This window comes from Nonomuraea sp. NPDC003727, from assembly GCF_053586935.1.
This window is the reverse complement of record NZ_JBSFNE010000012.1, coordinates 153,201-164,877: the sequence shown is the minus strand read 5'-3', so window position 1 is coordinate 164,877 and position 11,677 is coordinate 153,201. Positions and strand designations below refer to the sequence as shown.

Annotated in this window: 14 protein-coding genes; 7 read left to right on the top strand and 7 right to left on the bottom strand. The window is 72.6% G+C overall.

The annotated features are described in order from the left end of the window. Nucleotides 1–9 precede the first annotated feature (9 nt). The gene (locus ACWDLG_RS29800) at nt 10–837 is read left to right on the top strand and encodes a response regulator transcription factor (protein ID WP_449926161.1); all 828 of its coding nucleotides are present in this window, start codon (nt 10–12) and stop codon (nt 835–837) included. 58 nt (nt 838–895) lie between these two features. Here ACWDLG_RS29800 and ACWDLG_RS29795 read toward each other — a convergent pair whose 3' ends face one another. Continuing rightward, nucleotides 896–1,783 carry a helix-turn-helix domain-containing protein gene (locus ACWDLG_RS29795; protein WP_449926158.1) on the bottom strand — a complete coding sequence of 296 codons (888 nt, stop codon included), beginning with the start codon at nt 1,781–1,783 and terminating at the stop codon, nt 896–898. A gap of 172 nt (nt 1,784–1,955) precedes the next feature. Here ACWDLG_RS29795 and ACWDLG_RS29790 point away from each other — a divergent pair, with 172 nt between their 5' ends. The 4 genes from ACWDLG_RS29790 to ACWDLG_RS29775 all read left to right on the top strand — a co-directional run bounded on the left by ACWDLG_RS29790 (nt 1,956) and on the right by ACWDLG_RS29775 (nt 5,092). Further along, nucleotides 1,956–2,489: a hypothetical protein gene (locus tag ACWDLG_RS29790; RefSeq protein ID WP_449926155.1), complete on the top strand. Its 534-nt coding sequence runs from the start codon at nt 1,956–1,958 to the stop codon at nt 2,487–2,489. Between the two features lie 53 nt (nt 2,490–2,542). Then, the gene (locus ACWDLG_RS29785) at nt 2,543–3,976 is read left to right on the top strand and encodes a serine/threonine protein kinase (protein WP_449926152.1); all 1,434 of its coding nucleotides are present in this window, start codon (nt 2,543–2,545) and stop codon (nt 3,974–3,976) included. Between the two features lie 118 nt (nt 3,977–4,094). Then, a complete protein-coding gene (locus ACWDLG_RS29780) occupies nt 4,095–4,430 on the top strand; it encodes a hypothetical protein (RefSeq protein ID WP_449926149.1) in 336 nt (111 codons plus the stop codon). Between the two features lie 80 nt (nt 4,431–4,510). Then, the gene (locus tag ACWDLG_RS29775) at nt 4,511–5,092 is read left to right on the top strand and encodes a hemerythrin domain-containing protein (RefSeq protein ID WP_354912363.1); all 582 of its coding nucleotides are present in this window, start codon (nt 4,511–4,513) and stop codon (nt 5,090–5,092) included. A gap of 11 nt (nt 5,093–5,103) precedes the next feature. Here ACWDLG_RS29775 and ACWDLG_RS29770 read toward each other — a convergent pair whose 3' ends face one another. From ACWDLG_RS29770 to ACWDLG_RS29750, 5 genes are all read right to left on the bottom strand, one after another. After that, nucleotides 5,104–6,393 (bottom strand): FAD-dependent oxidoreductase, encoded by a 1,290-nt coding sequence (locus tag ACWDLG_RS29770; RefSeq protein ID WP_449926145.1) that lies wholly within the window; start codon nt 6,391–6,393, stop codon nt 5,104–5,106. Between the two features lie 253 nt (nt 6,394–6,646). Further along, nucleotides 6,647–7,768: an alpha/beta hydrolase gene (locus ACWDLG_RS29765; RefSeq protein WP_449926142.1), complete on the bottom strand. Its 1,122-nt coding sequence runs from the start codon at nt 7,766–7,768 to the stop codon at nt 6,647–6,649. Nucleotides 7,769–7,935: 167 nt separating this feature from the next. Beyond that, nucleotides 7,936–8,313: a hypothetical protein gene (locus tag ACWDLG_RS29760; RefSeq protein WP_354912372.1), complete on the bottom strand. Its 378-nt coding sequence runs from the start codon at nt 8,311–8,313 to the stop codon at nt 7,936–7,938. A gap of 301 nt (nt 8,314–8,614) precedes the next feature. Then, nucleotides 8,615–9,412 (bottom strand): HAD family hydrolase, encoded by a 798-nt coding sequence (locus tag ACWDLG_RS29755; protein ID WP_449926139.1) that lies wholly within the window; start codon nt 9,410–9,412, stop codon nt 8,615–8,617. Between the two features lie 25 nt (nt 9,413–9,437). After that, nucleotides 9,438–10,238: an alpha/beta hydrolase gene (locus ACWDLG_RS29750; protein WP_354912378.1), complete on the bottom strand. Its 801-nt coding sequence runs from the start codon at nt 10,236–10,238 to the stop codon at nt 9,438–9,440. Nucleotides 10,239–10,262: 24 nt separating this feature from the next. Here ACWDLG_RS29750 and ACWDLG_RS29745 point away from each other — a divergent pair, with 24 nt between their 5' ends. Beyond that, on the top strand, nt 10,263–10,607 hold the full coding sequence (locus ACWDLG_RS29745; RefSeq protein WP_449926135.1) for a hypothetical protein: 345 nt from the start codon (nt 10,263–10,265) through the stop codon (nt 10,605–10,607). Here ACWDLG_RS29745 and ACWDLG_RS29740 read toward each other — a convergent pair. Beyond that, on the bottom strand, nt 10,600–10,869 hold the full coding sequence (locus ACWDLG_RS29740) for a DUF6968 family protein (protein WP_449926132.1): 270 nt from the start codon (nt 10,867–10,869) through the stop codon (nt 10,600–10,602). The genes ACWDLG_RS29745 and ACWDLG_RS29740 overlap by 8 nt on opposite strands. A 138-nt stretch (nt 10,870–11,007) precedes the next feature. Between ACWDLG_RS29740 and pcp the strand changes: the two genes are divergently transcribed. Continuing rightward, the gene (pcp, locus tag ACWDLG_RS29735; protein ID WP_449926129.1) at nt 11,008–11,625 is read left to right on the top strand and encodes a pyroglutamyl-peptidase I; all 618 of its coding nucleotides are present in this window, start codon (nt 11,008–11,010) and stop codon (nt 11,623–11,625) included. Nucleotides 11,626–11,677 lie beyond the last annotated feature (52 nt).

The window sequence follows — 11,677 nt, the reverse complement described above, 5'->3', positions numbered from 1 at the left end:
GATCAGGGCATGCTCGAGCAGGTGGACGCGCTCCAGCAGGCGCTCAGCAGGCTGCAGCGCACGGCGGGCGTGCACGTGGCCTTCGGCGGGATGGTCGGCGAGCGGCGCCACATCAGGATGTCGCAGCTGCGCGGCACCCGCACGAACGCGCTGCACGGGATCGCCGTGACCGCGGGGGCCGGCCTCGGCGGCAAGGTGCTCGCGCTGGCGCGGCCCGCGGCGGTGGGCGACTACGCCACGGCCACCGACATCACCCACGAGTACGACCGCCCCGTGCTCGCCGAGTCGCTGCGCTCGGTGCTGGCCGTGCCGGTCGTCGTCGACTCCGTGGTGCGGGCGGTGATCTACGGCGCGATCAGGGAGCCGCTGGCCTTCGGCGACCGGGTGCTGCTGGCCGCCATGCGGGTGAGCGGCGAGCTGGCCACCGAGCTGGCCGTCCGCGACGAGGTGTCCCGGCGGCTCGCGCTGGCCGAACGCGCGGGCGCGACGCCGGGCCGCTCCCCCGGGCAGGAGGATCTGCGCGAGGCCAACGCCGAACTGCGTGCCATCGCGCAGGAGGTCGACGCGCCCGAGCTGCGCGAGCGGCTGCTGACGGTCTGCGCGCGGCTGTCCGGTGAGGTCCGGCGCGACCCCGCGCCCCCGGTACGGCTGTCGCCGCGCGAGCTCGACGTGCTGGCCTGGGTCGGGCTCGGCTGCGGCAACGCCGAGATCGCCAGGCGCCTGGGGTTGCTGCCGGAGACCGTCAAGAGCTACCTGCGCGGGGCGATGCGCAAGCTCGGCACGCACAACCGGCACGAGACGGTGGTGGCCGCCCGGCGGCTGGGGCTGATGCCGTAGGCCCGGTCACATCCGAGGGGGGTCGGCGGCCATCGCCGGACGGCGGCGGCCGGTCCCCTCACGTCGTGCTGGGGGTGGGGCTCGGCGTCTCCTTGGGGTGCACCACGATGGGCACGCTGGACCTGACGACGCCCGAGCCCTTGATCGCCTGGCCGTCGTGCAGCTTCCAGGTCTCGAGTTGGTAGGTGCCCGGCGGGACGTCGGTCCACTTGTGGTACTGCCAGGTGTTGCAGGCGAACTGCACGGCCTCGCGGCTGGGCCGTACGGCCACCCAGTAGACGGTGGTCCCCTGGGGGCAGCTCTCGTACGACCAGAACTCGACATCCCCCTTGGCGGTCTGCGTCCACCACGGAGAGAAGATCCGGAACGCCATCCGGTCGATCCGGGTCGGGAACCCGTACCCCTTGACCACCTGCGGCGCCCCGGACACCGGCACGGCCAGCAGCGCGGCCGCCGGGCCGGTCCCGCTCTCCGACGGCGTCAACAGCGAGTAGCCGAGCAACAGAGCGGCGATCACGGCAGCGGCGGGAGCCAGGTAACGGGGCCGCCTCCACCAGGGGGCGACCGGCGGCGGCGACGCCACGGCGGGCGCGTCCGGCGGCGCCACGGCGGAGTCGTCCGGCTGAGTCGCGGCGGGATTGTCCGGCTGGATATCGGCGGGGTTGTCCGGCTGGGTCTCGGCGGGCTGTTCGCCGAGTTCCCGCCGGCGTTCGAGCCACGGCTGCGGGTCGTGCCCGCAGGCCCGCACGTAGGCGTCCACGAACTCCTGCGGGGGCAACTCCTTCGGCGTGAGCCGCCGCGAGAGCGTGCTGGGGTGGTACCGCATCCGGCGCCCCAGCTCCTCCAGAGTCAGCGTGCCACGTAACCGCCGCAGATCGTCGACGAACTCCGCGACCGGACCCTCTTCCCGATCGATCGGGTGATCCTTGCGTCCACCTCGCGCCATGCTCTCCTCCGCTGTCGCTGTGCAGTTGTTGCGGTTGTTGCTGCTTTGTTTCCGCAGCTTGCAGGGGGTGTCGAAGGCCTACCGCCTAGGGCAGCATCGGTCCGGGACGATCACCATCCATGATCGCCATCATCTCATCCGCTCCCCCTCAGGAAGGACCCTCATGTCCACGATGTCTGCTTCTGCACGCCTTGCCGCGACGGTGGCTCTGACCTCCGGGCTCGCTCTGACCGGGTCTGTCGTCCACGCCCCCGCCGCCCAGGCCACGACCCAGGCCACGACCCAGGCCGCCACGCAGGGTCTGCCCTGCGCCGGTGAGCGCATCGGCCGCACCGAGATCACCGCCACGAGCGGGGGCGCGCGGATGAAGGGCGCGTTCCTGCACGTCCACCGCAACGGCAGCCGCGTGTGCGCCTTCACCAACACCAGCCTCGCGGCCGAGGACTACGCCAAGTTCATGTCGGTCTCGATCTGGGTGTGCGGGCGCTCCGTCGCCGAGTGCCGTGACTACCAGGACCACCTCGACACCGGCGGCTACCACTACCGGGCCAACGCCGAGAGCCACGTGAAGCGGGGCTTCGTCCGGACCGACGGCGCCACCCTCATCGCCGGCAGCCAGTGCATCCGGGCCTGGGGGCGCGTGGTGTTCACCGACTCGAGCCGCAGGCAGTTCGCCGGGAACGCGAACAGCGCGATCTACTGCTGAGGCCGAGCCCAGCCCCCCACCCCCCGCCGCGCGGCCACGTAAGGACAAGGACAGTGACGGAGAAGTACGGCGAGTACGTGGTGGCCGGCACGCTCGGCTCGGGCGGCCAGGCCGTCGTCCACCTGGGCGTGGGAGCGGACGGCGGGCGGGTGGCCATCAAGGTGCTGCTCGACTCGATGGCCGGGGACCCCGACGCGCTGCGGCGCTTCGAACGCGAAGCCGCCGCCGCGCGCCGGGTGGCGCCGTTCTGCACGGCCAGGGTGCTGCACACCGGGGTGGACGGCGGCCGGCCCTACCTCGTCAGCGAGTACGTCCCCGGCCCCTCCCTGCACTCGCTGGTCAGGACGGACGGCCCGCGCACCGGCAGCGGCCTCGACCGCCTGGCCGTCGCGACCCTGGCGGCTCTCGTGGCCATCCACCGCGCCGGGGTCGTCCATCGCGACCTCAAGCCGTCCAACGTCATCATGGGCCCCGAGGGCCCCGTCGTGATCGACTTCGGGATCGCCAGCGCCACCGGCCACCTGCTCACCCGCAACGCCATGGGCACTCCGGCGTACATGTCCCCCGAGCAGTTCGAGCCGCGCGAGCCGACCCCGGCCACCGACCTGTTCAGCTGGGCCCTCACCATGATCTTCGCGAGCACGGGACGGCAGGCGTTCTCCGGTGACACCGTGCCGGCGCTCATGCACGCCGTCCTGACCACCGAACCCGACCTGACCGGCGTCCCCTCCGGGCTGCTCCCCCTCCTTCGCGACTGCCTCGCCAAGGACCCCGCCGCCCGTCCCACGGCCGCCGCCCTGCTGTCCCGGCTCCTCCACGACAACCCCGGCCTGTCGACCGCCGACGTCCGCCTCTCGCGCGGTCCTGTCCTTGACGGCCTCGGAGCGCCACAAGGCACTGCCGCTCCCCCGGACCCGGCCGTCCGGGCCTCGGTCACCCGCCCGCCCGGCACCGCCCGTCCGTGGTGGAAGACACCCCTCTCCGTGATCCCCGTCGCCGTCGTGATCTCCGCGCTGCTCCTGGTGTACCCGCCGGCGTTCTCCCCGGGGGACGCCGGCGGGAACGGGCCCGCGGCTCCGGCCGGCACCTCTTCACCCCGTGGGACGGGCCCGGCGGCCGTGCCGGTGTCCGGGGCGCCGCAGGTGGTCAAGGGGTATGGGTTCCCGGTCCGGATCGACCGGATGGCGTTCCGGATCTTCTCTCCGTGGTGGACGCAGACGGCCGACGGGGATGTCGAGTTCTGGTCGTACGAGAGCTGCCCCCAGGGGACCACCGTCTACTGGGTGGCCGTACGGCCCAGCCGCGAGGCCGTGCAGTTCGCCTGCAACGCCTGGCAGTACCACAAGTGGACCGACGTCCCGCCGGGCACCTACCAGCTCGACATCTGGAAGGCGCACGACGGCCATGCCATCAAGGGCTCGGGCGTCGTCAAGTCCAGCGCGCCCATCGTGGTGCACCCCAAGACCACCCCGCCGGCCGGCCCCTGACGGGCCGGTCGCCGATACGGCCGGCCGCCACCACTACCCGCGCGGATTCCGGTCACCAGCCCCGATCTCGTCACCGGGCGCAAGACATCAGCAATCTTCGAACGAAGGAGTCAGATACATGTTCTCCAAACTGAGCGCGATGGCCGGCCTGCTCTGCGCCGCACTCCTGCTCACCGCCTGTGGAAGCGGGCTGGGCGCGCTGGAGGGCGCGTGGAAGGGGGAAGCCGACGACTCTCAGGTGACGGTCGAGATCACCGGGGACGGCGCGATCACCACCAGCGCGGACGGTGGCGCCTGCGAGGGCACCGTCAAACCCGCCGACGACGGCTACAAGTTCTTCCTGGACTGCGGCTTCAGCAAGAGCAGCGGGACCCTCACGCTGTCCGATGACGAGGAGACGCTCACCGCCGTCTCCGGTGAGGAGGATCCGCTCGTCCTCTCCCGCGTCGACTAGGACATCCACGCCCACCAGCCGACGGAGGTGTTCCCGCTCCCCTGAGGGTAGGCGCAGGGGTGACCAGGAAGGAGGCTCCCATGGCGGATCAGACGGTACCCGAGCGGATGAACGAGAACGACGTCGTCGACCTGTTGCTCCACCAGCACGACCTGATCAAGGAGCTGTTCGCGGAGGTGGAGGGCGCGCCGCCCGACGCCCGCGGCGAGCCGTTCCAGCGGCTGGTACGGCTGCTCGCCGTCCACGAGACGGCCGAGGAGCAGATCGTCCACCCCTACGCCCGGCGCAAGCTCCCGGGCGGGGAGGCGGTCGTGGACGAGCGGCTGGCCGAGGAGAACGCGGCCAAGGACATGCTCGCCGAGATGGAGAAGGCGGGCGTCGACGACCCGCAGTTCACGGCCAACCTCGCCACGCTGCGCGCGTCGGTGCTGGAACACGCCGCGGCCGAGGAACGTGAGGAGTTCCCCCAGCTGCGCGCCGAGACCAGCGAGGCCGAGCGCAGGACGATGGCCGTGGGAGTGAAGGCGGCCGAGGCGCTGGCGCCCACGCACCCGCACCCCGGCGTCGAGACGGCCACCGAGAACCTGCTGATGGGTCCGCTGGCGGCGGTGAAGGACAGGACGGTCGACGCCATCAGGAAGGCGATGGGCAAGCAGGCCTGACCGGTCCCGGCCTAGCGGGACCTTCTCCACGCGACGGCCCCGGCGATCAGCAGCCCGGCCGCCCCGGCCGCGGCCCACCGGCGCTGGCGGGCCACGCGCCGCTCCACCTCGGCGTACGGGGTGGTCGAGAAGGAGACCAGCTCGTAGCGGGACACGTAGCGGCCCGGCAGCGCCCGCTCCAGGGCGTGCTCGACGCGCTTCTGGGCGAGGAAGACCCGGGAGCCGACCTTGTCGCGCATCTCGACGAAGTTGTCCAGCGCGAGGCGGGCGATGACGTCGGTGTCGGCCTTGCGGCGCTGGAACAGCTCCAGCGCCCTGGCGAAGTCGTCGCCCGTCTCGTCGAGGCACCGGTCGAGCTCGACGCAGTCCTGGAAGCCGCAGTTGGCGCCCTGGCCGTAGAAGGGGACGATGGCGTGGGCCGCGTCGCCGATCAGCCCGACCAGGGTGCCGTTGACAGTCCCGTGCCAGGGGTCGCAGCGCATCGTGACCAGGTGCCCGACCGGGTTGCGGGCGTAGTCGGAGGCCAGGTGCGGCATCACCTCGGCGGCGTCGGGATACTCCTTGCCGAAGAAGGCGCGTACCTTCTCCGGCGTGTCGAGCGCCGCCAGCGCCTCGTGCGGCCAGAACAGCGTGCACGTGAAGGACTTGTCGGGGTTCGGCAGGGCGATCATCATCGACCGGCCGCGCGGCCAGATGTGCAACGCCCCCGGGTCGAAGGCGAACTCCCCCAGTTTGGGGGGAATCGTCAGCTCCTTGTAGCCGTAGTCGAGGTACTGCTGGCTGAAGTCGGTGCCCGGCAGCTGCTGAAGCCTGGCCCTGACCGCGCTGTAGGCGCCGTCGGCGCCGATGACGACCTGCTGGCCCTTCTCGACGATGCCGCCCTCGAACTCCAGCGTGCCGTCCCCGATGCCGGTCAGCCGGTGCCCGAACCTGACCCGCACGCCCTTGTGCGCCTCCGCCGCGTCGAGCAGCTTGCCGTTGAGCGCGCCCCGGCTGATGGAGTTGATCGCGTGCCGCTGGTCGGAGCTGTAGGGCTGGAAGGTGAGGGAGCCGTCGACGGCGTGCATCATCCGGCCCGGCATCGGGATGGCCTCCGCCAGCGCCTCCTCCGCCAGGCCGAGCCTGCGCAGCGCGTCGATGCCGCGCTCGGAGATCGCCAGGTTGATCGACCTGCCGCGCTCGGCGCCCGTCAGCCTGGGGTCGGGGCGACGCTCGTACAGCGTCACCTCGTGGCCTCTCCTGGCGAGAAAACAAGCCAGCAAGCAGCCCACCAGGCCGGCTCCGACGATCGAGACCTCCACGGTCGCTCCCTTCCCTCCCCTCCTTGGTACGGCGCGGCGGCGCGAAACACCAGGACCGGTTCCACGACACGGCACCACACACTCCGGCCGGCACGCCTTTCCCTCGGCGGAACCCCGAAGCCGGGCCCGGCCCCGCGTGCGCTCCTCCGGGAGGGCGGGCACCCCTCCCGGAGGGCGGGCACCTCTCCGGTAAGGCGAGCGCCTCTCCCGGAGGGCGAGCACCTCCGGGAGAGGGTGGGAAGCGGGCGGCCGGTCAGGCGGGCTTCGGCGGCGTGGCCTTGGCCAGGCGTTCGGCGATGGCGAGGGCGGTGGTACGCCAGATGGGGGCGCGCGGCGAGATCACCGCGAAGTGGTCGCCCGACATCTCCATGTAGGTCACCTCGTCCCCGACCGCCTCGGCCGCCCTGGCGTACCTGCGGCTGAAGTCGATCAGGTCGAGGTCGTCGCCCGACCCCTGGACGATGAGCTGCGGCACCCCGAGCGGCAGCCGCAGCAGCGGGCTCGACGCCGCGTACGTCGCCTGCGGCGAGCCGCTGTCGAAACGCGCGTGCCCGCCCAGCGCCGCCGCCACCGCGCCGGAGCTGAGGTGCCGCCGGTCGCCTTCCACCAGGTCGAGCACGCCCGCGAGCGACACCGCCAGCGCCACCTTGGCGTTGTCGGCCGCCGCCCGCAGGGCGAGCTGGGCGCCCGCCGAGTGGCCGACGACCGCGACCCTGTCCAGGTCGAGCCGCGTGCCGGTCAGCGCGGCCGCCACGGTGGGCAAGGCGTCGAGCCCGGCGGCGACGTCGGCGGTCGTGGCCTCCCAGCCGTGCAGGTCGGGGCGGCGGTATTCCAGGTTCCACGCCGCGAGCCCGCGCGCCGCCAGGTCGGCGCAGAGCGCGTCCATCAGGTCGGCCGCCCACACCGAGCGCCAGTAGCCGCCGTGCACGAGGGCCACGACCGGCAGGGGCAGGTCGGCGGTGGCCCTGGCGGGCAGGTACAGGTCGCCCCACTGCTCGGGGTGCGTGCCGTAGGTGAAGCGCCGCGGCCGGTGCCGGTGCCGGTGGACGGCGTGCCTGATGGCCCACACCAGCCCGTCGATCCCCCTGCCCTGGATGTGCGCGGTTCCCTCGAGCTGGCGCACCCGGCTGAAGTCGCACCAGACGACGCCGTCCGCCGTCCCCATGAGTTCGCGCAGTTCCGGCGAGGGCCCGGGGATCGCCACGACGGGGCCGCCCCCCGTACCCGCAAGGAGGGCACGCGCCTCACCGGCGTCACGGGCGTGCCGCAGCGCCCCGCTCACTCCGAGCGCCGAGAACTCCCGCTCGGCCACCTCCCCCAGCAACGCCCAGTCGGCAGCCAGCCCCGGCCCGACGATCACCCGTACGTCCGTCATGAGGCAAGCATGCTGATCGTCCCGCAGGAGTCAAAGCCCATATGGACTTTTATCGACCTTTCTTCGGGATAAGGAGCCAAAGACCGGCCACCACGAGGGAGGGGCGGAGGAGGACACGGGGCGGCTGTCACAGCTCGGCGAGAACGGCCCGCGCGACGTCACCGGTCTCAGGACGAAGCACTGCGTGCCGAACGCGCGGGTGTGAACGCCCAGACGGCCAGCCACACGCTGAGACCCATGATCGTCATGCCGAGCGGCACGTGCAGCGCCGTCACGCCCGAGCCTCCCGTGGCCGACTGGACGAAGCCCAGCAGCAGGATCGCCAGGCCGGCCAGCGCCGGCCAGCCCGGGCCGCGTCCTGGACGCCACACCAGGACGCCGACGATCAGCAGGAGCAGCCCCACGGTATGCACGGCACCGGCGCCCATGCCGTGGAGCGCGCTGCCGCCGCCGCTGAGCAGCTGCCCCGCCGTGACGGCCTGGGCGAGCACGGCGGCGACGTTGAGCAGGGCGAGGATCTTGAAGGGGGTGAGGAATCTGACCATGTGAGCAAGGGTCACGCCGACGGCCGGCGACGGCATCCGCCACGCGTCGTCATCGCGACTACGCCGACGGGTGTACTCGGCCCGGCCCGCCCTCGCCGTACCGCACGCGGCCCTCGCCGAACGGCACGCGGCCCTCGCCCAACGGCACGCGGCCCTCGTCCCGCGACCTGCGGGCCCGCGCCGTTCACCGCCAGAAGGCCCCTGCGCTCACGGCCAGAAGGGCCACGCCGTTCACCGCCAGAAGGCCCCTCCGTTCACGGCCTGAAGGCCCACGCCGCTCACCGCCGGAAGGCCCCTGCGCTCACGGGCTGAAGTAGCGCTCCAGCACCACGGCCACGCCGTCCTCGGCGTTCGACAGCGTGTGGCGCTCGACGGCGGCCAGCACGGTGTGGTGCGAGTTGGCCATCGCGTAGCCGGTGCCCGCGTAGGCGAGTACGGCCAGGTCGTTGGGCATGTCGCCGAAGGCCACCACGCCGGCGGGGTCGATGCCGCGCTCCCGGCAGAGCTCGGCCAGCGCGCCCGCCTTGGTCACCCCGGCCGCGCTGATCTCCAGCAGCCCGCCGCTGCCCGAATAGGTGAGCTCGGCCCTGCCGTCCACGGCGGCGGTCGCCGCGGTGAACATCTCGTCCGCGTGGTGGGCCGGCGACCAGGCCAGCAGCTTGACGACCGGCGCGGGGTCGGCCCACACCGACGCCACCTCCCGGCGGTAGGCGGCGTCATGGGGGACGTGCTTGCCGTACCCGGGCTCGAACAGCACACCGGTGCCCGTCTCGATCGCGAAGGTGAGGCCCGGCAACGCTTCGGCGAGGGACCGCGTGACCGCGCGGGCCTCGGCAGGGTCGAGCGTCCGGGTGGTGAGGGCGCGGCCCGCGGCGACGTCGTAGACGATCGCGCCGTTGCTGCAGATCGCCGTGCCGTCGACGCCGGTCTCCGCCGCGATGCGGGCGATGGAGCGCGGCGGTCTCGCGGTGACGAAGACCACCTCCGCGCCCGCCGTCCTGGCCGCCTCGAGGGCGCGGCGGGTGCGGGGGGTGACGGCACCGGCGGGGTCGAGGAGCGTGCCGTCGAGGTCGGTGGCGATCAGGCGGGGGAGGCTCATGGCGGGGATTATCCGGCACCTCGCCTCAGCGCGGGATCAGGGCCTTGATGTCGGAGAAGACCCGCTCGCAGGCGGGCCCGACCGCGTCGCCTGAGTCCTGGATGAACCCGTGCGCCAGGCCGGGCTCCTGCCGGTGCACGACCTTCACGCCGGCCTCGGCGAGCTTGGCGGCGTAGGCGTCGCCCTCGTCGCGCAGGGCGTCGTTCTCCGCGGTCACCAGCAGCGTGGTCGGCAGGCCGTACAGGTTGGGGGACAGCAGGGGGCTGGCGCCGGGGCGCTGCGCGGGGTCGGGCACCCACTGGGCGACGAACCAGGCCAGAGTGTCGGCGTCCAGCCCGTAGCCGGAGCCCTTGGAGACGATGCTCGGCGAGGAGAGCGTGAGGTCGGTGTTCGGGCACAGCAGCACCTGCAGCGCCGGCATCGCGCAGCCCTCGTCGCGCAACCGCATGCACGCCATCGTGGCCAGGTAGCCGCCCGAGCTGTCGCCGGCGACCGCCACCGGCCTGGTCCAGCGCAGCACCTCGACCGCGTCGTCGAGCGCGGCGGGGCAGGGGTGCTCGGGGGCGAGCCGGTAGTCGACGGCCAGCACCTCGACGTCGCACTCGCGGGCGATCCTCCGGCAGGTCCTGTCGTGGGTTTCCAGGTCGCCGAAGACCCAGCCGCCGCCGTGCAGGTACACCATCAGCGGCCGCGGCCGGTCGGCCGGATGGTAGCGGCGCAGGCGCAGCCCCGACGGACTGGTCAGGTCGACGACCCGGGCAATATCGGGCCCGGGAGGGCGCTGCGGGGCGCGCGTCCTGAGCTCCACCAGTCTTATGTCAGACATAACGGCACATAGTAGGGTTTCCGGATGCCTGAAAAAGCCGGAATCAGCTCCGTGCTGCGATTCACCACCGAGTTGGTCGCCTGGATCGCGACGCCATGGGCACTGGCATCGCACTCCGTGACGCTGGCCGTACTGTCGGTCATCGCGCTCATCGGGCTGCCGACGGTCTTCGCCACCCCCGGCGACAAGCGCCAGGTGATCGTCGCGGTTCCGGGGATCGTGACGATCCTGCTGGTGATCCTGCAGCTGGTCGCCGCCGTGACCGCGGCGTGGGCGGCATGGGCGCGCCCGGTGGCGGTGGTCGTGACGGTGCTGGCCGCCGCGACCGTGGTGACCGAGCTGCCGCGCTGGCGCCGCCTGCTCAGCTGAACTCGTCCCACACCAGCAGGCCCTCCCGCGCCTCCGCCGACTCCTCGAGGGCGCTGCGCACCACGGTCAGCACGATCTCCAGCGCCTGCATCGAGTCGGCGCCCGTGACCTTCCGCTCCCGCTCCCAGCCGCCGAGGCCGTCGATCCGGTAGGGGCAGGACCACTCCCCCGTCGGCTCCTCGTACGGCAGGCCGATCGTCACCGTGACCTCGCCGGGCGGCTCGGTCAGCAGCGTGAGAACACGCTGGGCGATCTCGTACATACCAAGCGATCTACCCAGTCGCGCGTACCGCGAAAGTGATCACACGGGTCTTCACGACCATGCTCCTGTCCACGCGCCGGCCCTCATGGTCGAGACTCTTGCCTTGACGCTACGGGCCGTATCGAAGGACTGAATGAGATGTCGCGTGTGCTGGTGACAGGGTTCGAGCCGTTCGGCGGGGAGACGACCAACCCCTCCTACGACGCCGCCGTGCTGGTTCCAGGGGCGACCGCGGTCGAGCTGCCGTGCGTGTTCGCCGACGCGCCGGCGGCGCTGCGGGAGGCGATCGAACGGTACGACCCCGACGTGGTCCTGTGCACGGGACAGGCCGGCGGCCGGGCCGGGATCACGATGGAGAAGGTGGCGATCAACCTCATCGAGGCACGCATCCCCGACAACGCGGGCGCCCGGCCGAGCGGCGTGCCGGTGGTGCCGGGCGGCCCCGACGCCTACCTGTCCAGGCTGCCGGTCAAGGCCATGGTGCGGGCGGTCAGGGCGGAGGGGATCCCGGCCGCCGTCTCCTACACGGCGGGCACGTTCGTGTGCAACCAGGTGGCCTACGAGCTCGCGCACCTGATCGCGACCGAGCGGCCCGGCCTGCGCGGCGGGTTCGTGCACGTGCCGTACGCGCCGCACCAGGTCACCGGCGCCGACCGGCCCAGCATGGACACCGCCACGGTGGCGCGGGCGCTGGGCGTGCTGGTCAAGGCGTCCGACGGCGTCGAGGACGACCTGCCCGAGGGCGCCGTCCAGTAGCGCCGGGGGCGCCGCGCGGTCGCCGAGGCCCTCGGCGACCGCGTCGCGGCGC